Source organism: Mycobacteroides franklinii (genome assembly GCF_001853795.1).
In the GTDB taxonomy this organism is placed as follows: domain Bacteria; phylum Actinomycetota; class Actinomycetes; order Mycobacteriales; family Mycobacteriaceae; genus Mycobacterium; species Mycobacterium franklinii.
In genome coordinates this window covers 166422-191058 of the sequence record NZ_MLIK01000004.1, presented here as the reverse complement: position 1 = coordinate 191058, position 24637 = coordinate 166422, and the positions used below count along the sequence as shown (strand labels likewise).

At 61.8% G+C, this 24637-nt stretch carries 20 protein-coding genes; 10 read left to right on the top strand and 10 right to left on the bottom strand.

Translation table 11 applies throughout. The features are described 5' to 3' along the window. Positions 1–176: 176 nt before the first annotated feature. From BKG76_RS01420 to BKG76_RS01410, 3 genes are all read left to right on the top strand, one after another. Positions 177–1883 (top strand): AAA family ATPase, encoded by a 1707-nt coding sequence (locus tag BKG76_RS01420; RefSeq protein WP_131815780.1) that lies wholly within the window; start codon positions 177–179, stop codon positions 1881–1883. A 259-nt stretch (positions 1884–2142) separates the two neighbouring features. Then, positions 2143–3651 carry a hypothetical protein gene (locus tag BKG76_RS01415; RefSeq protein ID WP_131815779.1) on the top strand — a complete coding sequence of 503 codons (1509 nt, stop codon included), beginning with the start codon at positions 2143–2145 and terminating at the stop codon, positions 3649–3651. An 82-nt stretch (positions 3652–3733) separates the two neighbouring features. After that, positions 3734–4609, top strand: coding sequence for a DNA adenine methylase (locus BKG76_RS01410; RefSeq protein ID WP_070936782.1), 876 nt, complete (start codon positions 3734–3736; stop codon positions 4607–4609). Between the two features lie 500 nt (positions 4610–5109). On the opposite strand, the gene BKG76_RS01405 is transcribed toward BKG76_RS01410, so the two are convergent. Continuing rightward, complete coding sequence (locus BKG76_RS01405; protein WP_109420518.1) at positions 5110–5937, bottom strand: RsiV family protein; 828 nt, start codon at positions 5935–5937, stop codon at positions 5110–5112. 128 nt (positions 5938–6065) lie between these two features. Here BKG76_RS01405 and BKG76_RS01400 point away from each other — a divergent pair, with 128 nt between their 5' ends. The 3 genes from BKG76_RS01400 to BKG76_RS01390 all read left to right on the top strand — a co-directional run bounded on the left by BKG76_RS01400 (position 6066) and on the right by BKG76_RS01390 (position 10517). After that, the gene (locus BKG76_RS01400) at positions 6066–8426 is read left to right on the top strand and encodes an arylsulfatase (protein ID WP_070935303.1); all 2361 of its coding nucleotides are present in this window, start codon (positions 6066–6068) and stop codon (positions 8424–8426) included. 203 nt (positions 8427–8629) lie between these two features. After that, positions 8630–9736 (top strand): GGDEF domain-containing protein, encoded by a 1107-nt coding sequence (locus tag BKG76_RS25435; RefSeq protein WP_070935302.1) that lies wholly within the window; start codon positions 8630–8632, stop codon positions 9734–9736. A gap of 229 nt (positions 9737–9965) precedes the next feature. Further along, complete coding sequence (locus tag BKG76_RS01390) at positions 9966–10517, top strand: hypothetical protein (protein ID WP_070935300.1); 552 nt, start codon at positions 9966–9968, stop codon at positions 10515–10517. Positions 10518–10538: 21 nt separating this feature from the next. On the opposite strand, the gene BKG76_RS01385 is transcribed toward BKG76_RS01390, so the two are convergent. The 3 genes from BKG76_RS01385 to BKG76_RS01375 form a co-directional block, all read right to left on the bottom strand. Then, complete coding sequence (locus BKG76_RS01385; protein ID WP_070935297.1) at positions 10539–11363, bottom strand: glycoside hydrolase family 16 protein; 825 nt, start codon at positions 11361–11363, stop codon at positions 10539–10541. 66 nt (positions 11364–11429) lie between these two features. Next, complete coding sequence (locus BKG76_RS01380) at positions 11430–11969, bottom strand: cytochrome b (protein WP_070935295.1); 540 nt, start codon at positions 11967–11969, stop codon at positions 11430–11432. Then, positions 11969–13000, bottom strand: a complete 1032-nt coding sequence (locus BKG76_RS01375; RefSeq protein WP_070935293.1) for a catalase family peroxidase — start codon at positions 12998–13000, stop codon at positions 11969–11971. The genes BKG76_RS01380 and BKG76_RS01375 overlap by 1 nt, the downstream gene beginning before the upstream one ends. 50 nt (positions 13001–13050) lie before the next feature. Here BKG76_RS01375 and BKG76_RS01370 point away from each other — a divergent pair, with 50 nt between their 5' ends. Together BKG76_RS01370 and BKG76_RS01365 are read left to right on the top strand one after the other, a co-directional pair. Further along, positions 13051–13707, top strand: coding sequence for a M15 family metallopeptidase (locus BKG76_RS01370; RefSeq protein WP_083337873.1), 657 nt, complete (start codon positions 13051–13053; stop codon positions 13705–13707). A 155-nt stretch (positions 13708–13862) separates the two neighbouring features. Then, positions 13863–15449, top strand: a complete 1587-nt coding sequence (locus BKG76_RS01365) for an ABC-F family ATP-binding cassette domain-containing protein (RefSeq protein WP_070936779.1) — start codon at positions 13863–13865, stop codon at positions 15447–15449. Here the strand turns inward: BKG76_RS01365 and BKG76_RS01360 are convergent. After that, complete coding sequence (locus tag BKG76_RS01360) at positions 15446–15763, bottom strand: hypothetical protein (RefSeq protein WP_070935291.1); 318 nt, start codon at positions 15761–15763, stop codon at positions 15446–15448. The two genes, BKG76_RS01365 and BKG76_RS01360, sit on opposite strands and share 4 nt — an antisense overlap. A gap of 99 nt (positions 15764–15862) precedes the next feature. On the opposite strand from BKG76_RS01360, the gene BKG76_RS01355 reads away from it, so the two are divergent. After that, positions 15863–17002 carry an acyl-CoA dehydrogenase family protein gene (locus BKG76_RS01355; protein ID WP_070935289.1) on the top strand — a complete coding sequence of 380 codons (1140 nt, stop codon included), beginning with the start codon at positions 15863–15865 and terminating at the stop codon, positions 17000–17002. A 167-nt stretch (positions 17003–17169) separates the two neighbouring features. Here BKG76_RS01355 and BKG76_RS01350 read toward each other — a convergent pair whose 3' ends face one another. Next, complete coding sequence (locus BKG76_RS01350; RefSeq protein WP_070935287.1) at positions 17170–17748, bottom strand: TetR/AcrR family transcriptional regulator; 579 nt, start codon at positions 17746–17748, stop codon at positions 17170–17172. A 139-nt stretch (positions 17749–17887) separates the two neighbouring features. On the opposite strand from BKG76_RS01350, the gene BKG76_RS01345 reads away from it, so the two are divergent. Continuing rightward, positions 17888–19822 (top strand): neutral/alkaline non-lysosomal ceramidase N-terminal domain-containing protein, encoded by a 1935-nt coding sequence (locus tag BKG76_RS01345; protein ID WP_269085927.1) that lies wholly within the window; start codon positions 17888–17890, stop codon positions 19820–19822. Here the strand turns inward: BKG76_RS01345 and BKG76_RS01340 are convergent. Genes BKG76_RS01340 through BKG76_RS01325 form a run of 4 tightly spaced genes read right to left on the bottom strand, consistent with a single transcriptional unit; the run spans position 19819 to position 24633 of the window. Beyond that, positions 19819–20445, bottom strand: coding sequence for a cysteine hydrolase family protein (locus BKG76_RS01340; protein ID WP_070935284.1), 627 nt, complete (start codon positions 20443–20445; stop codon positions 19819–19821). The genes BKG76_RS01345 and BKG76_RS01340 overlap by 4 nt on opposite strands. Next, positions 20442–21068 carry a TIGR03086 family metal-binding protein gene (locus BKG76_RS01335; protein WP_070935281.1) on the bottom strand — a complete coding sequence of 209 codons (627 nt, stop codon included), beginning with the start codon at positions 21066–21068 and terminating at the stop codon, positions 20442–20444. The genes BKG76_RS01340 and BKG76_RS01335 overlap by 4 nt, the downstream gene beginning before the upstream one ends. Before the next feature lie 46 nt (positions 21069–21114). After that, positions 21115–23598 (bottom strand): glycogen/starch/alpha-glucan phosphorylase, encoded by a 2484-nt coding sequence (locus BKG76_RS01330; RefSeq protein ID WP_070935278.1) that lies wholly within the window; start codon positions 23596–23598, stop codon positions 21115–21117. A 57-nt stretch (positions 23599–23655) separates the two neighbouring features. Next, positions 23656–24633, bottom strand: coding sequence for a quinone oxidoreductase family protein (locus tag BKG76_RS01325; protein WP_070935274.1), 978 nt, complete (start codon positions 24631–24633; stop codon positions 23656–23658). Between the last annotated feature and the right edge of the window lie 4 nt (positions 24634–24637).

The window sequence follows — 24637 nt, the reverse complement described above, 5'->3', positions numbered from 1 at the left end:
GCTAAGCTGGCAGCGGCGAGTAGCAGGATTTCCTGCTTCTGGCGTAGTGCAGAATAAGTTAAAAAATAGCGCTAAACAGATTGAGCTGAAGAATTTGGCTATGAGAGGATCGCAAATGTCTATCAAAATTGATTGCAACCTTCAGGCTTCTGGCCGTTAAGAGTATTGCGAATATTGTGCCCAAGACCCAATTGAAAAAGTTAGTGATCGACAAGTTTCGTGCACTAATAAACGTTGAGGTAGAATTCGGCGATCGCATAACTGTTGTATGTGGAAAAAACGGGACATCCAAGTCGTCCATTCTTGGCATTGCGGCCCAAATTTTTAGCTTCGATAGAGACTATGTCAAGAACGAAGTTCTGGCATTCGAACAAATTACGGGCGGTCCTTTCAAGTCCCAATATAGTGAGCACTTTAGAATATCCGAGACGTTCGATTTTCCAGGGTCGATGACTGTAGGTATCGAATTATATGATGGGTATACCGAGCAAGCCGCGACGGCTAGGCTGGAGTTGATGAAACGCCAGTCTAAGCAGGGAAATACGTTGCCAAGGCCAGTAGTCAGGAATAACAGTACAGCATTCGGCAAGGACAATGCTAGCAGAAATTTCACACATCCCGTTATCTTTTTGAGTTTAAAGCGCCTCTATCCTATTGCAGCCAGAGATTACGCAATCGGTGATTTCGGCTATCTAAATCAATACAAGCAAGACTTTATCAGCCTTACCAATGAAATTCTTAATCGAAATTCTGCATACGCCACGGGAACTGATGGAACGATCAGTTCGGCCGTTGCGCACGGTGAAAACTACGATCAGGAATCCGTTTCTGCTGGCGAGGACAACACGGGCCAAATCATTCTGGCGCTGATGTCCTTCAAGAAGTTAAAAGAGGAATACTCGGACTATAAGGGCGGTTTGCTTCTGATAGACGAGGCCGATGCTGCACTCTTTCCGACTGCGCAGATAAACCTACTCAAGATGCTCGACCGCGAGTGCAGAAACTTGAATATTCAAGTAGTGATGACTTCGCATTCCCCTGTCATGATCGAATATGCATTTGAGCAAAGTAAAAAATTCGGAAGGAGTTACAAGACAATATATCTCAGTAACACCTACGGTGACGTTCAGGTGATGCAGGATTGGTCCTGGTCGCAAATCAGTGCGGACATCAATACAAAGACTATTGACACTGTCTCGGGGACATCTTTGCCGCGTATTAACGTCTATTTCGAAGATAAAGAGGCTGCAGACTTTTTCGCTGCCTTGATGATCAGGCAACCTTTAAAGAAGTTCACTGCTCCTCTGCCAGAAATAACGCTGGGGTGCTCAAATTATTTGCAATTGATTCAAAAGAAAATTCCCGAGTTCGCAGAGAGGAGTGTTGTCTGTTTGGATGCGGACCAGGAGTCTGCAGTCGGTGGGAAGAACTACAAAACTGTAGTCCTGCTTCCGGGGCTTTTGCCGCCAGACCAATTGATTTTCGAGCATTTGTATAATCTCACCCCGGATAATGAATTCTGGAAGAATGATTTGCAATTTACGCGAGATGTTTTTACCAATGCCGCACGTGAGTTGCTCAACGAGTTTCAGATTAGTGGGAGTTCTGTTGACGTAAAGAAGCGGTTAGACGCCTATTGTGGAGAAAAGAAGCCAAGGGAAGTTTTTAAGCGTTTCTATAAGTCTGATGAAATCCAGCAGTTAGTCTCTGCTGGCGCAAAACCTTATAATCCTTGGAGGCATTGGACTGACAGTAATCCCGTGTCGACGAACGAATTTTTGAACAGTTTCAAAATAGCGATTCGCGGCGTGATGAGAAACGCATATGCAGTGGATGCTGTCAAGTTTTCCGGGCTTGTTGAAGTGACCCCACGGAAAATCTAGCAATGTTCTTAATTGAACTGCATATCCCTGCTGAAGCTCGACATCGTGCTGACGGAAGTCGTCGGAATGCTGGTAGATCTCAATGCCTAGAAGGACGACGCTGTGGACCTCGGCGCCAGACTCAGGCCTGTTGTGCTTCTTCGTAGGGGCCAGCGGTGCAGCCAAGGCGTCTCATCGAATGGCCGTGGTTCTGTGAGCGCGCTGGTTACACTCGCTATTCACAGGACGAGCATCCAGGGGGCGATGGTGGGGTCAACACATGTCAACTGATGGCATCACTAGTGGCCAGGGCGGACTACCGGTTACCGACATCGGGCACGTCCGATTGATTGTGCTGTCTTGGGCCGAGTTGGTCCTAGATGAGGAGAATCCGCGGCTAGAGGAGAGCGGGGAAACCACGCGGGAGTCAATCAATGCGCTTATCGAACTCGATACGGCCAAGCAGATCAACATTGCCCGCGATATCGCCGAGTCGGGCACGCTCAGCCCGTTCGAGCTGCCCGGGGTCATTGTCGAGGGTGGCTTGTACATCGTGGTGGAGGGAAACCGACGGGTCGCAGCCCTAAAGATGCTCAAGTCACCAGGACTCATAGACGACCAGAGGATCCGTAGGCGTGTTGAGGGGATTATCGCGGAAAACGGGACCGGGCCTGATGACGTTGCCTGCTCGCTGTTCACGAACCGAGAGTCTGCAAGACGGTGGATCGAGCTGCGACACAGCGGTGAGAATGAAGGACGCGGACTGAGCCCGTGGACAACAGATATGTCCGAGCGATTCAATCCCACGCCGGGATCCCAAACCGGCCTCGCGATGCAGCTTCGCGATCTAATGACGAACGCATACCCCGACGATGCCCAACTGCTGGGACACCTAACGACTATCTTCCGGGGTGGATACAACACTGCTGGGACTCGGGTACGGCGCCGCGTGACAACGCTCGGCCGACTCATCGCGCCCAAGCAGATGCAGGAGGCATTCGGTTACAGGATTGAGCGAAGCAGTGGTGCTATCCATATGATCGGGCCAGAGCAGGCGGTGAAGGACGCTTTCCGAAAGATCATTTTCGACGTGTCGGAAGGAATGACCGCGCGCGACATCAACAACCAAGACCTCATTAAGGGCTATATCGCCAGCATCAGTCACTTTAAAGTGCCTGATGGATCCGCCAATTTGACCGGCTCTTCGAATCCGTCCCCGAGTTCTGGTCAGTCCTCGGCCCCGTCATCCGGGAGGGGAATCGCAACCCCTCCGACGAGTGGAAGTGGTCCGCAGCAGCCATTGCCAACGCCGCCGGCGGCCCCGATCGCGCGCCGGCGCCATCCTAGGGTTGAGCGGAGCATCTTCCAGGGCTTGCGGCTCGCGAGATTTCAATTACGTACCTTCGATACCCTCGTACAGGCACAGCGACTCGACATTGACACCATGACGCTGGTGGCTGGCGTGATGGTTCGGGTGATAGTCGAGCTTTGCGTAACCGAGGCCGTCGACAAGCTCGCCCTGACTGTGACTGGCCGCCCAACATTGCGCAACAAGTTGAAAGCTGTTCTAGAGCAGCTTGATCCGCAGATCGGGCATTCTCAGAATCGGGGTCCACGGCTCGCGGCGGCGTGGATGGATAGCCAAAAGGACAATGCTGCCAATGGCTTGGGCGTCGATATTATGAATGCATACGTTCATAGCTTCACTCAGACCGCGGGGCCGAGTGACGTGCGGGCACTGAGCGAAACGTATCGACCGCTTCTGGAGGACTTGGACGGTCTAATGTGATGGTGGCCACCACGGAGCTCAAGCGATACCATCAACGCGTGGATAACGGTCAGATGTGTTGCTTATCAATGCTATTGCACTCATGAGGTACATCAGTCCGCTTCGGTATCCTGGAGGAAAGGCGCGTATCGCGCCGTTTGCCGCTGAGCTATTGGGATCTCAGAACCCGCGCCCGCGCCGTTATGCAGAACCGTTCGCTGGCGGGGCGGGCAGTGCGCTAACACTCCTGGTGGGGGAGCATGTCGACATTATCCACGTTAATGACCTTAATCCTGGTATTGCGGCGTTTTGGCGTTGCGTGTTCAACCAGACGAAGCGGTTGATCAAGCGAGTAGAGGACGCCGAGGTGACTTTGGACGCTTGGCATTCGGCGCGTGAGGTGTACGACCACCCAAAGCGGCACGGGGACCTAGAACTGGGATTTGCAACGTTTTTCCTCAACCGGTGCAACCGATCTGGAATCCTGAATGCTCGACCGATCGGCGGTTTGGAGCAGACAGGGCGTTGGAAGATCGACGCACGCTTCAACCGGGAAAATCTCGCGGAGAGGATCGCCTACATCGGGTCGTACCGACGCCGCGTCGAGCTCACAGAGCTTGACGCTCGCGAGTTCCTTAAAATCTTGTCTGCGCATCGGCGAGACGTACTCGTCTACGTTGATCCGCCTTATCTCGGTCAAGGAGACGATCTTTATCTCGACAGGCTGAGCGCTGACGATCACCGCGACCTAGCCGTCACGTTGCAGCACTCGAAGCTGAAATGGTTTCTGACTTACGACGCTGACGATCGCGTGACGGACGAACTCTACGTCGACTTTCGTTGCGCGGAGTTTGACATCAACCACACGGCTCAGGTGAATCACATGGGAACCGAGTTCGTCGTCTTCGCAGACACGATCGCCGTCCCAGGCGACCTGCAGGTGTTGGCTACGGCAAAAGGCCGCTGGGTTGTGGTCTGAGAAGTATGGAGCGTGTGCCATGACGTCCGAAACCTTGCCCAGCGCCGTGGCCGAGAGCCACCGAATGCCTCTTGCTCCAGGTCTGTGACGAGAACGACGCGGATGGTGTTGTGCAGCGGCCTCTAGCGTCGCGATATCTGATACGGGCGATGGTTTGGTCTCCGACGTTGAATGTCCTCCTCATTGGGTATTCAGCAGTAATGGCCGGGGTTTGATTAGAATGGATCACACTCGTTGAGTCGCTGATGTGACTGGAAGCTGTTGCAGTACTGGGATATAAGAAACTTCGCTTCAACGCGGCGAGAACCTCCAGAACCGAATCCGTTGGTCCTAGTTTTGTGCCCGTCCGCGTTTCGGCTTCGCGTGGCCCCAACTTGAACAACATCGATGCCAGCTGTCGGGTGGTGCGTCAGTAGCGCCGGTGGAGGTCCGCGAACAGAATGCATGCCGGATACGAACCGCACACTAACTCTGGTGACCGCGGGAGAAGCTAGAAACCGCTACGCGATCATCGGGTCAATTGCCGACCGCGGCACCAGCACCTGCAACGCCCCGTACGAGTCGGGCAATATCGCACCCTGATCGAAGAAGAACCGAATCCCGTCGTTGACCACCGCGAAGTTCTGGTAGTTGGAGGGGTCGTAGAGCGTCGCCGTTGAGAACGGCAGCGGCGGTGGGGGTGGTGGAGGCGTAGTAGTCGTGGACGTCGTCGACGTGGTGGTAGTCGGCTGCCCCGAGGTCGTGGTCGGCGTGGGGGTCACCACCGGCGGCGGTGCCAGCTGCTGCTGCAGCTGCGCCTGCACAATCGGCGCGACGGTCTTCAGCGGATCGTCCACCCGCCACAGCGGCGCATCGTCTTTGTCGTCCTTGGGAATTGTGTAGAGAATCGGCTTGCGATAACTCTGATCCCAGTTGAACGCCTTGTACCCCGTCTGCGGCTGCCCGCTCCCGCTGCTTTGGTACACCTTGAACACCACGGTCTGCGTACCGCGCGGGGGCAGGTCGGAGTTGTATTCGGTCGGCTTGATGCTCAACTGAGCCGTCGTACTGCGGGCCCCGCCAGACTTGGCCGCGTTGACGAACGCGTCGCGCGTCTTGGCCACGTATTCGGCGATCGGCTTCTGGTCCGGGTAGTTCAGCGGAATGGTGACATCGACGCTATATCCGGTATCGGAGAGGCGGATCTCACACGTCTTTCCGGTATTGCTGCCCTTCAGGTCGCCGCAGTAATCGTGTGGTGCCGCCCCCGCCACACCAGCAGAACCGAAGAGGGCGGCAGCCGTGACCAGCACGGACACGCTTACCGAGCGCATGGATAAATAGGGCACGCCTGCACTCTAACTTCGCAAGGTGAACCAAATGCCCGGACCGGCGAGATCAAAGCCCTCTCGGCAGCCCCGTCACCTCGCTACGATCACACCGTCCTTGGATCGTGAACCCCTACTAGGGAGCAGCCATGACGGGATCGTCAGACACCGGATTCAACGGCAAAATCGCCTTGGACATAAGGGATTCCGAGCCGGATTGGACCCCTTACGCGGCACCCACGGCGCCCGAGGGCGCGCCCAACATCCTGTATCTCGTCTGGGATGACACCGGCATCGCCACCTGGGACTGCTTCGGCGGATTGGTTGAGATGCCCGCCATGAGCCGTATCGCCGAACGCGGAGTGCGCCTCTCGCAGTTCCATACCACCGCGCTCTGCTCACCCACCCGAGCTTCACTGCTCACCGGACGCAACGCCACCACGGTCGGCATGGCCACCATCGAGGAATTCACCGACGGCTTTCCGAACTGCAATGGGCGCATCCCGTTCGACACCGCGCTGCTCTCCGAGGTCTTGGCTGAAAAGGGTTGGAACACCTACTGCGTCGGCAAGTGGCACCTGACCCCCTTGGAAGAAGCCAATCTCGCTGCCACCAAACGGCATTGGCCACTGAGCAGAGGATTCGAGCGGTTCTACGGCTTCATGGGCGGCGAGACCGACCAGTGGTACCCGGACCTGGTTTACGACAACCACCCCGTCGAGCCGCCCGCCACCCCGGAAGAGGGCTACCACCTGTCCAAGGACATCGCCGACAAGACCATCGAGTTCATCCGTGACGCCAAGGTGATCGCGCCCGACAAACCCTGGTTCTCGTACGTCTGCCCGGGCGCGGGACACGCTCCGCACCACGTCTTCAAGGAATGGGCCGACAAGTACGCCGGCACGTTCGACATGGGCTACGAGCTGTACCGCGAGATCGTGTTGGAGAACCAGAAGAGGCTCGGGATCGTCCCGTCCGATACCGAATTATCGCCCGTCAACCCGTATCTGGACGTCAAGGGCCCCAACGGCGAACCCTGGCCGCTGCAGGACACCGTGCGGCCCTGGGGCTCACTCAACGACGAGGAGAAGCGCCTCTTCTCCCGGATGGCCGAAGTCTTCGCCGGATTCCTCAGCTACACCGACGACCAGATCGGTCGCATCCTGGACTACTTGGACGAGTCGGGTCAGCTCGACAACACCATCATCGTGGTGATCTCCGACAACGGCGCCAGCGGCGAGGGCGGACCCAACGGCTCGGTCAACGAGGTCAAGTTCTTCAACGGCTACATCGACACCGTCGAGGAGAGCCTGCGCTTCTACGACAACCTCGGTGCCCCAGAGACGTACAACCACTATCCCATCGGGTGGGCAATGGCCTTCAACACGCCCTACAAACTCTACAAGCGCTACGCCTCCCACGAGGGTGGCATCGCCGACACCGCAATCATCAGTTGGCCCAAGGGAATCGCCGCACACGGCGAAGTCCGCGACACCTACGTCAACGTCTGCGATATCACCCCGACCATCTACGACCTACTCGGCATCACCCCACCCGACGCAGTCAAGGGCGTCGCGCAAAAACCACTCGACGGTCTGAGTTTCAAAGCGGTGCTGCAGGATCCGAACGCCGACACCGGCAAGGATACCCAGTTCTACACGATGCTCGGCACCCGCGGCATCTGGCACAAGGGCTGGTTCGCCAACACCGTGCATGCGGCGACACCGTCCGGTTGGTCCCATTTCGACAAGGACCGCTGGGAGCTGTTCCATATCGAGGCCGATCGCAGCCAGTGTCACGATCTGGCCGACGCCCACCCCGAGAAACTCGAAGAGCTGAAACAACTCTGGTTCGACGAGGCCGCCAAGTACAACGGCCTGCCGCTGGCCGACCTCAACATCCTGGAAACCCTCACCCGATGGCGGCCGTACCTGGCGGGGGAGCGCACCTCGTTCACGTACTATCCGAACAGCGCCGAGGTGGGTCTCGGTGCGATGGTTGATATTCGGGGACAATCCTTTTCGATCCTGGCCGAGGTCACCGTCGACACCGGAGCCGAGGGCGTGATCTTCAAACAGGGTGGCGCCCACGGCGGCCACGTGCTCTTCATACAAGACGGGAAGCTGCACTACATCTACAACTTCATGGGGGAGAAGGAACAGAAGGTCTCCTCCGAGGATGCGGTCCCGTCGGGCGCCCATGTGCTCGGCGCCCGTTTCGCCAAGACCGGCACCGTAACGGGCAGCCACACCCCGGTCGGCGACGTGACGCTGTTCATGGACGAACACGCCGTCGGCACGATCGGCAGCGTCGAAATCCACCCGGGCACATTCGGTCTCGCCGGAGCCGGCCTGTCCGTCGGCCGCAACAGCGGCTCGGCCGTGTCCTCGGACTACCAGGCTCCTTACCCGTTCACCGGCGGAACCATTGCCGAAGTCGTGGTCGACATCTCCGAGGAGCCGTACGAAAACCTGGAGAAGAAACTCGCGATCGCCTTCGCCAAAGACTGAGGACTAGGCGGGCCAACTCAGCCCTTGACCAATGCCATGTTGGCCTTACGGCGCCCAAAGGGATTGCGCCCGCGTTACCTGTCGTTCGAATGGTCTACTATGCCTGAATTGGGGATTGACGGTGACCACAGTTGGCTAGCCGTCGATGGGTCGGGCAATGTCGGTTTGCGGTGTGTCGATAGTTGCTTTAGTAAGGGCGATAAGTGGGTACCACATATCCGGGTCGGGCTGACGCGGACGGGGAACAGTGCGGCCGGGGTAGGCGCATCTATCAGGCCAACAACGAACTCCTGGAACAGGTTCGGCTGCATCGTGCGGTCTCGCTGGTCACGGCCATCGTGATCAGTACCATTGGCGCTTCGGCCATTCTCATGGCATCGGCGGGATTGTCGATCATTCCTGCGCTGTGTAGCTGCATTGCCCTTCCGGCATTTGGATGGGGAATCCGCTATTCCCTGAAAAAACAGGTTAGCTACGCCGAGTCAATCGCATACGTCGTGTATTGCGATATCGCCATTCTTGTCGGCATTTGCGTGGTTACGACCTCCGGTGCCGCCTTTGTGAAGCTGGCCTGGTTATTAGCTGCCAACACCTATGTGTCGGTGCTGCACGGTCGGGTGGCGGTCGTGGTGCAAACACTGGTGACCGCACTCGGGACCGTACTGGCGGTGAGCGGAGCTATCGTTCGCCACGACGTGAGTGCCACGGTGCTGACCTCGGTGGTATTCACCATGCTGCTGGCCAATGTGATTGCCGGATGGCTCATCTATATCGGCAAGGCGCAGTTCACCGAACACGCCGTCGGCAGAGACCATCTGTCCCGTCACGATGATCTGACGGGCCTGCTGAACAGGCGAGGCCTACAAGAGGCTTATGCGGCCAGGGTCGGCGTGCCCGGCATGCAGGTGGTTGTCGCGGTCGTCGACCTCAATTCGTTCAAATCGGTCAACGACACCTTCGGCCACCACGTGGGCGATGAGGTGCTGCAGCGGGCCGCGGACCGCCTCCGCGCGGTGGCCGGGCCGGATGCGTTGTTGGCCCGGCTTGGTGGCGACGAATTCGGCATCGTGGCGCTCACCGATTCGCCGCGCGATATCGACTACCGGACCGCGGTGAGCGAGGCACTGGGCGGAGAAGAACCGTTACCCGTCACCGCCAGCGTCGGGGTGGCCAGCACCGTACTGCCGGAATCGGACCGCACGGTGACGCATTCGTTGGCCTCCGTGGTCCCGTACCTGCTGGTGGAGGCCGACGGCGCGATGTATCACGCGAAAAAGGACAACGGGATCGAGCAGTGCCCACCTCGCTAAAAGTTGGTCATTCAGGCTCGCGCTTGTCTCTGGCGGTGGGACGATTGATGCACGCCAGGGCACCTCTGCTTGGCATTCGATTCACATGAAGGGCGCGGTCTCATGACCGAGATTCCGAGCAGCAACGAAGTGCCCGATAAACCCCCAGCCTCCTCGCCGCGCAGGCCGGCGTCAGACGACACGTGGGAGCCGTGGGGCACTAGCGAGAAGCAGAAATTCGGCCAAGCCGATGGCAGCAGAGACACCCAGCAGTTCTAGTACCGCAGACTCCGAATTCATCTCACCCGCGGGCAAGGTTTATCAGTTGATGGTGGCCAGCCTGTTGGCCACCGAGTTCGATCGAAAGAAGACGCTGGAAGCCAGGGGCGCGATCCTGGTGACATCAAGCGTCTCCTTGTTGACCCTGGTGACGGGTGTGACGGTGCTGGTGATGGGGAAGGACTACGTCTTCCGGGATCACTGTTCCTTCATCATCCTGCTCGGTGCGCTATTGGCGTTCATTGCCTCGGCCACCTGCGCGATCTTTGTGCAGACATATGGATTCGGCTACACGGTCATGGACCGCGAGACGCTGAAAAGCCTTGAGAACAACAGCAACTGGTCCCGAACGGCAGACGATGCCGCCCGCAATTGGGTGCATTGGCAAGTCATCTCGATCAGCTCGTTGCGTGAAAGCAACGGCATCAAGGCGAATCTCGTCGTATGCGGCCTGGCGCTTCAGGTGCTGGCAATAGTCCTGCTGTCAGCGGCGGTAGGCCTCGAACTCTCGAGCAGGCTCTGAGTTGCGCTCGTGCGCGCCTGATTACCAGACGCGCACGTAGTCGACGAGCATCTCCGCCGGGTACGAGCCACCCGCCGGGTCGCCGCCACCCGAGCCTGACACCGCCAGGTTCAGCATCGGCTGCAGCGTGTAGCCCGGATCGTTAAACGGCCAGTCATCAAGGGAATTCGCGTCGACCGTCAGGTACGGCTCCATGCCGTCGTGGTAGTCCATCCAGAAGTACAGCCCGGCGTCGGTCCAGGTGCAGCGCCAGGTGTGCCAGTTGCTGTCGATCGGCATCGGCAGCGTCTCGAAGGAGGTGCCGTCCAGCCGCGCGTGCACCGTGGTGCCCGACGGCCAGTCGCGGTTGCCGTACCACTCCGCCATGTCGACCTCGCCGCCACGCTCGGGGTTGTCGTTCAGCAGCCACCACGCCGGCCAGCAGCCGTCGGTCAAGCAGTTGAACTTGATGCGCGCCTCGAAGGTGTGGCCGATGCCGCCGCGGAAGGTGCCGTGCAGCTTGCCGCTGAAGTACTTGTTGCCTTCCTTGGTCGCACGGATCACCAGGTTGGAGTTTCCGTCGAGGAAGATGTTGGTGCGGCTGTCGCGGTACTCGCCCATGTTCTCGGGACGATCCCAGAACACCGGGTTCTTGATCCGCTCGCGGAACTTCGCGGCCACCCACTTGGAGCCGTCGGGGGCCGAGCCGGCGGGGCCGTCGAACTCGTCGCGGAAGATAAAACCAGTGGATTGGGCGTCGGGCGGTGCCGCCGGCGGGTGCACCCGATCGGCCTGAGCCGTGGGGAGAGGCAAGGCAGCTGCGGCCATGCCGAAGCCCATGGTCAGTATCAATTTGCGGCGATCCATTTGAGGCACCCCGAAACGATAATGGTTGTTCCTGGCGCACGGGCGCAGCCCCGGCCATATTGGCTGCTAGTGGCGCGGCAGCATCCTGGCGAGCAGTTTGTCCCGCAACCCGATGGTGTGAAACAGCACGGCGCTGACATGGGCAACTATGCAGGCGAGCAACGCATACGCCACCCACGCGTGTGCCTCCCGCAGTAAGCCGTACCACTCGACGCTGGTGGGGGCGATCGACGGCAGACGCAGTCCGGCGATCTCCACCGGCACCCCCGAGGCCGACACCAGTGCCCACCCGATCACCGGTTGCGCCAGGAAAAGCGTGTACATCGCGAGCTCGGACCCGGCCGCGATAAACCGCTCCGGCCCCGCCAAAGACAGCGATGGGGGTTTGTGCCAAATACGGTTCCCGATGCGCAGCAGCGCCAGCACCAGCACCAGCACGCCGATGGCCTTATGCCAGGCCAGCACCATCGGGTAGTCGCCGAGCGACCCGACCAGCAGCGCCCCCAGCACCAACATCGAGATGATCGCGACCGCCATCAGCCAATGCAGCAGCTGCGCCGCCAACCCGAAACGTTCGTCAACAGTGGACACGGTGGTCTCAGTCATCAGATGTCCTGTCCGAACTGTTCCACCGGTGCGGGCGTCTCCCGCGCGCGACGCCGGAACGACTCCGCGTAGATCGGCGCCCGCGCCGCCAGAATCGGATCATCGGATAACTCAATTCCCTTGGGCAGCACTGTCGGATCGAAGTTGGTATCCCGGATGTGTTCCTGCTCTTGCGGTATCGCATGCCCGAGTACCAGTGTGCCGGCATCGATCTGCATGCGGTCCGACGGCCACGGAAGCGTGGGATCGTTCGTCGGATCCTGTCCGGGAACGCCGAGCTGCAGCAACAGCCGGTACCGCAGCTCGCCGCGACGTACCCGCTGGGCCAACGCCTCGAACATCCAATTGGGGCCGTTTTTCGCCGGGGCCCCCGCCACGTCCCCGTCGGGAACAACGCGCCACCGCACCGGAGTCCGCGCACCGTCCTTCGAGACGAAGATGAAGGCGTTAAGGCTGGAATAACTCGCCTCCGCGAACGACGACGCCTTGGGCGCGGCCTCGATCAGCTTCTGTGCGGCGGCAGCCGGCGGGTTATCCCGCAGAAACGCCGCCGTAGCGTCCTTGCCTGAACTTCGCGCCGAGAGCAGCCCGAAGAACATCTCCGGTGTCGGGGCCATAAACACCGGCGCCGCCGCCATCGCGGTACGCCACTGCTGCCCGCCGGGAAGCGAAAACTCAAGGGCCAGGGCCTGCCCGGAACCGGTATCGGGCTGATGCGGGTTTTGACCGCCCACCGAGAACCGTCCTACGACCGGATAAACGCCCTTGGCGAAAACCGATGCCGACGACACCTGCGCGCCCGCGCCGTTACTCTCGAAACGCCCAGAAACGGCAAGGGCTTTGGCGTGATTGCGGCGATACCCGACGAACTTGCCGCCCGTCGATTCGAAAAGGTCGATGAACGAGCGTCCGGTCAACCGGGAGCCGACCCGGCCCTCCAAAGCCAAGAAACCACCCAGCCCCGTCACAGTGACGGCTCCGGCAGCGACCAGACCCACAAACATGCGGCGATCCAGCTTCTGTGCGACCACGAATTGAGCGTAATACCGGATTCTGAAGGTTGAATGAAGACAATGAAGAGATGATGAAGCGTCTTCTTCTTGTTGCCCTCGGTATTGGGTGTGCTCTCAGCCAGGTCGCGCCCGCCAGTGCCGACCCCGGTGTCCCGCCCGTGAGTGAGGCCGCCCGCGCCGCCGGACTGCTCGACGTGCGCACCGTGGTACCCGATGCGATCATCGACCTGCGCTACGCCACCACCAACAACTTCACCGGCGTGCAGCTGTATCCGGCCGACGCCCGGTGCCTGGTGCACGAGTCGATGGCGCCCGGGCTCAAGACCGCCGCCGACACGCTTCGTGCCAACGGCGAGCGGCTGGTCTTCTGGGACTGCTACCGCCCGCATGACGTGCAGGTCCGCATGTTCCAGGTGGTGCCCAACCCCAACTGGGTCGCCAAGCCCGGCCAGTACGCCCGCAGCCACGAAGCCGGGCGTTCGGTGGACGTGACCCTGGCCGACGCGCGCGGTCTGGTCGACATGGGCACCGGATTCGACGACTTCACGCCGCGCTCGCTGGCGTACGCCACCGACGAGGTGAGCCCCGAACAGCAAGCCAACCGTGCGCGGCTGCGTAGCGCCATGCAGGCCGGTGGACTGCAGGTGTACAACGGCGAGTGGTGGCACTTCGACGGCCCCGGCGCCGGGGTGGACCGGCCGATTCTGCAGGTTCCGGTCAACTAGACCGAAAACCCGTTGCGGCGCATGGTTGGCCGTACGTAGTGTGGCTGGCGTCCTCGTCCCCGACGAAAGGTACGACATGGATCTGTGAGGTCTGGCAATCCGCCGGCGCGCCATCGCGCGATTTCGGCGACCCCACCTCACAGGAAGGCTCTTCCATGTCTGCTGTCATCTCCTGCGGCGCACTCACCTACATCCACCCCGACGGTGCCGTCGCCCTTAATGGGCTCGACATGCTGGTGCCGGCCGGGCGCTCCGGTTTGGTCGGAGTCAACGGCTCGGGCAAATCCACCCTGCTGCGGCTCATCGCAGGGGAGCTGTCCCCGACGTCGGGGACAGTTCACGCCTCCGGTCATATCGGTTATCTGCCACAGGATCTCACTATCCGTGCCGATGACACGGTGCTCGACGTGCTCGGGCTCACGCCGGTGCTGATGGCCATCGAGGCCATCGAGAACGGGTCCACCGACCAGCAACACTTCGACACCATTGGTGACGATTGGGACCTGGCGGATCGGGTGACCGCCGAGTTGGAACGTCTCGGGCTGCCAAAGGCCGTGCTGGAACGCAGTCTTGGTGAACTCTCCGGCGGCGAGGTCATTCGGCTGGGCCTTGCCCGGCTGCTGCTGCGCCGCCCCGACATCCTGTTGCTCGACGAGCCCACCAACAATCTGGACGGCGAATCCCGTGCGCATCTCTACGAACTCGTCGAGACCTGGCCGCGCACCCTGCTGGTGGTCAGCCACGACCGGGAGCTCCTGGAGCGCGTCGAGCGCATCGGCGATCTGCGCGATGGTTCCGTCGCCTGGTACGGCGGCGGCTACGGTGCCTACGCCGAACAAGTGGCCGTCGAGCAGGAGGCTGCCGCACAGGCGATTTCGACGGCCAAGGCCGAGGTGCGCCGTGAGCGGCGTGACCTGGCGGAGGCCGAGCGGGTGATCGCCCAGCGCAAGCGTTACGGCGCCAAGATGCAGGCCAACAAGCGCGAACCCAAGATCGTGATGGGCCTGCGCAAACGGGCCGCGCAGGAGTCGGCGGCCGCGCTCAAACAAACCCAGACCGACAGGCTGGACAAGGCCCGCGAACACGCCAACGAGGCGCAATCCAGGCTGCGCGTTGATCGCACCATCCGCATCGACCTGCCCGACACCGAGGTACACACCGGTCGCGTCGTGCTGACCACCGAGAACCTGGTGCTACGTCACGGTGCGGCCGCACAATTGGAGCTGCATGGCCCGCAGCGGGTGGGGCTCACCGGCCGCAACGGCTCGGGTAAGACCACGCTGCTGCATACGATCGCCGGACGCATCGCACCCGTCGAAGGCGTTGTGACCGTGCATGTTCCGATGGGGCTACTGCCGCAGCGGCTCGACGTGCTGGCTGATGATCTCAGCGTCGCCGACAATGTCGTGCGCCGGGCACCGCACGCCGATACCAACACCATCCGGGCGCGACTGGCGCGCTTCCTGTTCCGTGGCAACGCGGCCGATCGTCTGGTGGGCGCGCTGTCCGGTGGGGAGCGGTTCCGCGCGACACTGGCGGCGGTGCTGTTGAGCGACCCGGCGCCACAGCTGCTACTGCTCGACGAACCGACCAACAACCTGGACTTCGCGTCCTACGACGCACTGGTCTCGGCGCTCGCCGACTACCGGGGCGCGCTGATCGTGGCCAGTCACGACGCGACATTCCTCGAGGACATCGACGCCGCGCCGGTCAACTGGCGGGCGACGTCCGGGGACGGCTAGTCGTCCTGCCAGAAGTCGGGGCAGGAGATATCGACATAAACGGTGGTGAAGGTGTCCACCGGCTTGCCTGAACGGTTCGGGTTGTGGACGGCAAGCACCCTGCACATATCCAGCGGAGTATTGCTGTTGCCCATCACGTAGTTGATTTGGACGTCGTACCCTTCGTCCTCCAGATCAGAAATGGTTTGCGACGGTGACTCGCCGCCCACCGGCAGCACCGGTGCGGCCTGGGCCACCACCGGGAGGGAAAGGGACGCAGCAATAGCGGCCAGCCACAGCGGCATTAGCGCGATACGGACCACTGGCGACACCATGGCAGACCTCCAACGGACGGCGACGACGGCCGTCCTCCATCATGTTAGCTCGCTCGGCTGAGGCAAGATGGCTTGGAACACCGACACAAGGAGAGACCGATGACGTTCTCGTCCGAACACGACGATTTCCGCAGCACCATCCGCAGGTACATCGAGGAAAAGATCAACCCCCGCGTCGACGAGTGGGAACGCGAGCAGATGATGCCGCTGCACGACGTGGTCGCCGACATGGCCAAGCTCGGATTCGTCGGGCTGGAATATGACCCCGAGTACGGCGGCCAGGGGGCCGACCATCTCTTCACGCTGGTGCTTGCCGAAGAACTGGGCCGGGTGGACCACGGTTCGTTCCCGATGGCGTTCGGGGTTCATGTGGCGATGGCGACCCCGTCGCTGCACAAACACGGCAGCGATGAGCTCAAGCGCGAGTTCCTGGCCCCGGCGCTCACCGGCGAGCAGATTGCGGCGATCGCGGTGACCGAGCCCGATGCCGGCTCCGATGTGGCCGGTATCAAGACCCATGCCCGGCGCGACGGTGACGACTGGGTGATCAACGGCTCAAAGATGTTCATCACCAACTCCGTTCAGGCCGACTGGCTGTGTGTGCTGACCCGAACGTCCGGCGAGGGCGGTTATGCCGGGATGAGCCAGATCATCGTGCCGACCAAGACACCCGGATATGAGGTTCGCAAGCTCGACAAACTGGGCATGCACGCTTCCGATACCGGGCTGATCACGTTCGACGATGTGCGGGTGCCGGTGGCCAACACCATCGGCGAGATCGGCCGAGGGTTCCAGCAGCAGATGTCGCAGTTCGTCATGGAGCGCATGTTCGGCGCCTACGGCATTCCCGCCGGTGTGAACCGGGCGTTGCAGCGCACCAAGGAATACGCGTTGGCACGCCAGGTGTTTGGCAAGCCGCTCACCAAGAATCAGCATCTGGCCTACCAATACGCCGGGCTGGCGGCGCGGGCCGACATGCTGGAGACCTACAACCGCGATATCGCCGGCCGGTACATGGCGGGGGAGGACGTGACCCGCAAGGTCACCATCGCCAAGCTTTCGGCCGGGCCGCTGGTCCGCGAGGTCGCCGACTGGTGCCTGCAGGTCCATGGCGGCATGGGATACATGACCGAGACGTGGACCTCACGATTCTTCCGGGATCAGCGCCTGCTCAGCATCGGCGGCGGCGCCGACGAGGTGATGATGCGGGTGCTATCCCAGATCGACGGATTCTCCTGATGCTGGGGGTCGGGGCTGCGCCCGGTCGCGTTGCGGTCCGACATATGTTGGTCGAAGACCATCGTGGCGCGGCGCTGGGATGTGTATTTGGGCCAGTCCATAACGATGAAATCCCTTCCGAATGGGCGATTCTCAACGAGGCGAACACCGGTGCCGAATGTGAGGAACTACCCGGGTGTTCTGTCGTGATGGATGGCGGCGGCGATGAGCATGAGTAGCTGCACCAATCCCTCGGAGCTGGAGCCGGTCGCCAGCCGGCGCAACTCGACGCCGTCGAGTAGCGCAGTGAGCGCAGGCGCCAGTACATGAGGTTCGGACGCTCCAAGAGATTTGAGTGCTGCCGCAGATAGCTCGTCGTAGGCGCGATAGCAGCGTGAAACCGCATGTCGAACTTCAACATTCCGCGCAGCATGCAGATAGATCTCGAACTGACCGATCTGTTCTCGTCGCGTCACCGCTTCTTCGATCACGGCGACCGCCATGCGGGCGGCCGTCTCGACGTCGACTGTGGCATCTTCGAGCGCCGTGGTAACCGACTGAAGTCGCGAGGTCTCCTCGATGACAAAATTTTCCAGCACTTCGCGGACGAGTTCGTCTTGACCGGGGAAGTGATAGGTCAGGGTGCCGGGGGAGATGCCGGCGGCGGCCGCGATGCTGCGATTCGTTAAACCTGCGATGCCATGCTCGCCGATCAGTTCCAGCGTCACCCGCAAGATCTTGTTTCGAATCGTGAGTTGATCAGCCACTGGTCGCCCCGAGCGCGCCGCGCTGTTTCCCGCCGTTGCCGCCGATGCCCACACCTCACTATACCTCTCGTTCGTTCGAACGAACGAGAGGTACAGTGACGTCGAAACTCCGATAGCGGAGCGCGACCAAGGAGGGGCGTTGACGGACTACTTGGTGGGCCGCGGTATCGGTGACGTCACGGGCGAGCCCTCGGGACGAGGCATGCTCGGTTACGGCAAAGCCGATCAGATCACCAGTGGAATACACACTCGGTTGCGCTCGCGCGCATTCATCGTCGTCGACGCGGGGACGGGTGAGCGGGTGCTGCTGGTGGTCAGTGAGTTGCCGCTGATGTTCGACAGTGTGCACCGCGCGGTACTACGCAGATTGCGCGCGCTGTACGGCGGCCTCTACACCGACCGCAACTCGATGCTGACGGTCACCCACACGCATTGTGGGCCGGGCGGTTACTCCGAGCATCTTCTGTACAACACGACTACCGGCGGCTTCCAGGTCAAGACCTTCGAGGCAATCGTCAGCGGCATTGTGCATGCGGTCTCGAGGGCGCACGAAGACCTGGCGCCGGCGACGCTGAGGCTCTCGCACGGAGAGCTGTTCGATGCCAGTGTGAACCGTTCCCCGACGGCGTTCGACCGCAACCCGAAGCCTGAACGCGACTGCTTTCCGGACCGGATTGATCCGCTCACCACGTTGTTACGTATGGAACGTGGCGGGGCACTGATCGGTGCTGTCAATTGGTTCGCTACTCACGGCACGTCCATGACGAACACGAACACGCTGATAAGTAGCGATAACAAGGGTTTCGCGGCGTATCAGGTAGAACGTCTGGATGCTGGCGTCGACTACCGCGCCGACACCAACCCGGCGCTGATTGTCGCCTTCGCCCAGACCAACTCGGGCGATATGTCTCCGAATCTGAATCGCCGACCCGGTAGTGGGCCCACCGAAGACGAATTCGAGAACACCCGGATTATCGGAGGACGGCAAGCCCGCGCCGCTAGCGCGCTCGCGGGGGAACCGGGCGTTTCACTGCAGGGCGGGGTGGCCGCCCTGACGACGTATGTCAACCTCGCCGATATTCATGTGCGACCTGAGTTCACCGGAGACGGAAGGGAACACCGGACCAGTGCCCCAGCAGTCGGTGCCGCCGCGTTGGCCGGTACCGACGAGGGTCCCGGATTCAAGGGTTTCCGGCAAGGCCGCAACCGGTTCTGGGACACCTTGGCACGCCAGGTGATTTATCGCCTGTCGCCGCGACTGCGGGAAACCCAGGCGCCCAAAGGATTGCTGTTCTCGGGAGGCCTCGCCGGGCGCCTACTCCCGATAGTTCAACAGCGCTATCCGATTCAGCTGATGCGTATTGGGTGCCTTTACCTCATCGGCCTGCCGGGTGAGGCCACCATTGTCGCGGGTCTTCGGCTCCGGCGTACCGTTGCCGCGGTCCTCGGCGTGGACCTGCACTGTGTGCTCGTCGCGGGCTATAGCAACGGCTACTTTCATTACGTCACTACGCCGGAGGAATACGAGGAGCAGCGCTACGAAGGCGGCAGCACACTGTTCGGTAAATGGCAGCTGCCCGCGTTGCAGCAGGTTGTCGCCGAACTTGCGGGTGCCATGTTGCGGGGCCGAGACGCGGTATCTGGCCCCCCGCCGCCCGATCTCAGCGCACGCCGTGGGCGGGAACACTCCGCAACGGTGGACGAGCCATTGTCTGGCTTCCAGTTCGGCGATGTGGTCGACGGCCCGGCTACGCATTACGGGGTGGGTGAGCAGGTCAGCGTCGCCTTCGCAGGTGCCAACCCAAACAATGATCTCCACACGCGCAGTACGTATCTCGAGATCAATCGTGAATCGGGCACACAGTGGAGCACCATTGCCGACGACGGCGACTGGTCAACGAAAATACGATGGAACCGAGCCGGGAAACACGCCTTCCGCGTGACAATCACCTGGGACATTCCCCCGGCGACCCCCGCCGGTCGCTACCGGATCGCTTATCACGGAGAAGCTTTGGCCGGTGACGGGACTCTTCGCTCGTTCAGCGGGTGCTCAGAGCCGTTCCACGTCAATTAGAACTCCTTCTCCACCGACGCGACGTCGGTCACGGTCACCCCGATGAGCGTCAGGTCGTGCAGCCGCTCGGGCGTGACTTGTGAGGTCGCGTCTTCGACGATCACCGCGCGGTAGTCCCGTTCGGAGGCGTCGAACAGTGTGGCGCGCGGGCAATTCGGCAGATTGCAGCCCGCCACCACCAGGGTCGAGACGCCGCGTTCGCGCAGATGCCGCTCCAGCTCGGTGCGGTAGAACGCGCTCCAGCGCGGCTTGAACAGAATGTGCTCGGCGGGACCGACTTCCTGGAATCCGCCCGCCAACAGCAGCTCTGGATCCAGCTGCTCGCCGGCGGGTAAGAGCTCGACGGGAATCTGCGAACCCTCACTGCCCGGCGCGGCGACCTCGCGTCCGGCGAGAATCTCTGCGCGACGGGGTAAATCGGTATCGGTGCCGCCGGGAACGTAGAGCCGCACCACATGCACGATCGGGCGCCCGGCCGTGCGGAATACCGAGACCAGTCGACCGAGCGCCGGAATCCGGTCCGCGGTCCCCGGCACCGTCATGGCGCCGGAGACAAACTCGGTTTGCACGTCGATGACCACCAGGGCTGAGCGGTCCCACTCGGGAGCGACGAAGCTAGTCACCCCACCACAGTAGGTGCCCAATCCGGTGAGCGGCCGAGGTGACGCAGGATCAGGTCGAAATCGCCCTGGCCATCGGTTCCGCTCAGCGCGCGTGCGAATACCGACCCCTGGGCGGAACGAAAGTCGCCGTCGGGCACGGCCAATGCGATCGGGACGGCCGCGGCGATCACGTCATCGGAAAGCTCGAACGGCGCACCGATGCTGCGCGCCGCATCCCATCCGTGCACCACGTAGTCGATGAAGTGAAAGCCGATGGCCGTGGCACCGGGAAAGGAGGCCTCCGGGCCCAGCTCTCCCAGCGTGAAGGTCGCCTCCAGCACCCCGTCGGCGCCGAACGCCTCGAGTACGTCGTCGACCGCGCGGCGATAGGCGCCCGCGGGGTCGACGATCACCGCATCGGTGACGGTGGCGGGGTTCCAGACTGCTGGATCGGCACCGGCTCCACGGGCGGCAGCCGCGAAACCATGGTGCTGGACGGTCATGTGGATCAGCAGGTCGGACAGCGTCCACCCCACGCATGGGGTCGGGCGCTGCAGGTCGTCCCGGGTGGCCGCCGCGACGATATCGGCGGACGCCAGGACGGCGGTTCTGTGCACATCTCGAAGATCAGCGGGCGTGTTCATACACACATCATATGCGCACACATATGATGTGCCAAGGCGTATTTATCTACACCTGGACAGTGACCGGCTGCACACCCCAGATCTCGTCGCAGTACTCGGCGATGGCACGGTCCGAGGAAAACTTGCCGCTGCGGGCCGTGTTGAGGATCGACATCCGCGTCCACGCCGTCGCGTCATGCCATGCCTCGGACACTCGCTGCTGGCATTCGATGTACGAGGAGTAGTCGGCCAGCACCAGGAACGGGTCGTGGCTGCGCAACGAGTCGACAATCGGGGCGAACACCGATGGATCCCCCTCCGAGAAGTGGCCGCTGGCAATCAGATCCAACACCGCACGCAACTCGTCGTTCAGTTCGACGAAGTCTTCGGGCCGGTATCCCTCGTGCACCAGGCGCTGCACCTCGTCGACGGTCAGCCCGAACAGGAAGAAGTTCTCGGCCCCGGCCTCCTCGCGCATCTCGACATTGGCGCCGTCGAGCGTGCCGATGGTGAGCGCCCCGTTGAGCATGAACTTCATGTTCCCGGTGCCCGACGCCTCCTTGCCCGCCGTGGAAATCTGCTCCGACAGGTCGGCCGCCGGGTAGATCAGGTGCGCGCTCTTGACGTTGAAATTGGGTAGGAACGCCACCTTGATGAACTGGCTGACGTGCGGGTCGTTGTTGACGGCCTCGCCCACCGCGTTGATGAGCTTGATGATGCGCTTGGCCATGAAGTATCCGGGCGCAGCCTTGCCGCCGAAGATGAAGGCGCGCGGCGCGATCCGCAGTTCCGGATTCTGCTTGAGCCGGTGGTACAGCGTCACGATGTGCAGCACGTTGAGGTGCTGGCGCTTGTACTCGTGGATCCGCTTGACCTGGATGTCGAACATCCAGTTGGGGTCCAGGTCCACGCCGGTGGTGGCCAGCACGTACTCGGCGAGCCGGGCCTTGTTGAGGCGCTTGACCTCTCGCCACTGCATCCGGAACGACGAGTCCTCGGCGAATGGCTCCAGCTCGCGCAGCCGGTTCAGGTCCGCGATCCAGCCCTCGCCGATGGCGTCGTCGAGCAGCTCGCGCAGCCCCGGGTTGGACAGTGCCAGGAAACGGCGCGGCGTCACGCCGTTGGTCTTGTTGCTGAACCGTTCCGGCCACAGCTCGAAGAAGTCCTTGAGCACGCTCTCCTTGAGCAGCTCCGAATGCAGCGCGGCCACACCGTTGATGGCGTGGCTGCCGACGGTGGCCAGGTGCGCCATCCGCACGCTCTTGCCGCCATCCTCGCCGATGAGCGACATGCGCCGTACCCGGGCGTCATCGCCGGGGAAGCGCGACCGGACCTCGTCGAGGAAGCGCCGGTTGATCTCGTAGATGATCTCCAGGTGCCGGGGCAGTGACTCGGCGAACAACCCTAACGGCCAGGTCTCCAGCGCCTCGGGCAGCAGGGTGTGGTTGGTGTAGCCGAAGGCGGCCACGGTGATCTCCCAGGCCTCATCCCAGCCCAGCCCCCGCTCGTCGACCAACAGCCGCATCAGCTCGGCGACACCGATGGACGGGTGAGTGTCGTTGAGCTGCAAGGAGAATTGCTCGGCGAGCTCGTTGACCGGCCGCTCGGCGACGTCTTCAAGGATGTGTAGCACCCGCTGCAGTGAGCAGGAGACGAAGAAGTGCTGCTGCAGCAACCGCAGCCGCTTACCGGCCTCGGGCTCGTCATTGGGGTAGAGCACCTTGGTGACGGTCTCGGAGGACACCTCGTCCTCGACGGCCTTGTAGTAGTCGCCGGCGTTGAAGGCATCCAGTTCGAAGGACTGCACGGCACGCGCGCTCCACAGTGTCAGCGTGTTGCAGGTGTTCACGCCGTAGCCCTGGATGGGGGTGTCGTAGGGGATGCCCTTGAGGAAACGCTGCGGAACCCAGCGCGCCCGGAAGTTTCCGTGCTCATCGAGGTACTGCTCGGTGTGACCGCCCCACCCGACGATGAAGTTGAGATCAGGTTTCGCTATTTCCCAAGGGTTTCCGTTGTCCAGCCAGTTGTCGGTCTTCTCGACCTGCCACCCGTCACGGATCTCTTGATCGAAGATCCCGTACTCGTAGCGGATGCCGTAGCCGATCGCGGGACGATCCAGTGTGGCCAGCGAGTCCATGTAGCACGCGGCCAGGCGACCCAGTCCGCCGTTGCCCAGGCCCGGCTCTTCCTCGCACGCGAGCACCTCGTCGAGGTCCTGGCCCAGCGCCGACAGGGCATCACGCGCCTGCTGCTCGATCTGCAGGTTCAGCAGGTTGTTGCCCAGCTGTGGCCCCATCAGGAACTCGGCCGACAGGTACACCGCCACCTTGCGGCTCAGATCCAGGTAGGTCTGCATGCTGGCGATCCAGCGCTGCTGCATGCGATCTCGGGTCGCCAGGGCCAATGCGCGGTAGTAGTGGGCGGGGGTCAGCACGCTCGCCGGACGTCCGATCGAGTACCGCAGATGGTCGATGATGGCTCGCTGCAGAGTGTCGGCATTCAAACCGGTGCGGGAGTGCTCGTCATGGTCAAGCTCGGCAGAGTGCGTCATGTCAACACCGTGCCATCGAATGGCGCACGGGAAAACCGGAAATAGGCGACCGGCAGGTTACTGGGGAGTGACCACCACTCGCACCCCGGACGGCTCCTTTGCCGCCCAAACGGTCTCGATATCGGCCAGCGGCCGGGCCAGCGTCTGGAGCTGCAGGTCACCGCCGTCGACCATGGCGAACAGCTTCGGCAAGGCCTCGGCGCGCGCCTGCATCAGGGCCTCGGGCGGCACGCTGCCGATCCCGACACCGGACAACGTGATGCCGGTGCTGCGCAAGGTGGAAGCATTCACGCTGATTGTCTCCCCGGTCATCGCGCCGATCTGCACGAAGCGAGTGGCATGGAAATGTGCCGACTGGTGACTGGCCGCCAACGCATTCAGGGTCTGCTCGGCGGGGGAGCCCCACAAGTAATCCAGCACCGCATCGAACGGGTGCGCCGCGTGCCGCGCGGTGATGCTCTCGGTGAGGTCATCGCTGCCCAGCGTGATGACATCGTCGGCTCCCACCGTGCGTAGCCAGTCCAACCGCTCGGCGTTACGGCCCGCGACCGTCACCTGTCCGGCCCCGAAGACCGATTTCGCGAGCTGCACCGCCAGCGAGCCGGTCACCCCAGTGGCTCCGAGCACCAGCACGTGCTGGCCGGGCTGCACGGCGGCGCCATGGGACAGGGCCAACCAGGCCGATATTCCCGGGTTGGGGATCGCGGCCGCGGTCACCGAATCGACGTGCTCGGGCACCTCGACGGCACCGGCCGGGTACACCACGGTGCGTTCGGCCATCATCCCGTACGGTGCGAGCGATCCGCTGTACACCCGCTTGCCGTTGGCCAGCCGTGCCACGCCGTCGACTCCGGCGATCGCGGGAAGGCTGATCTCCATGCTGCTGTAGTGCTTTCCGGAGATGACGGCCCGGGTCAGGTTGGTCAGGGCCGAGGCCTCCACGGTGGCGACCTCGGTGCCGTCGGTGGGCTGCGGGTCCGGGAAGTCGGTGTAGGCGGGCTGCTGCCCCCATTCATGCACGACTGCTGCCTTCATGGCG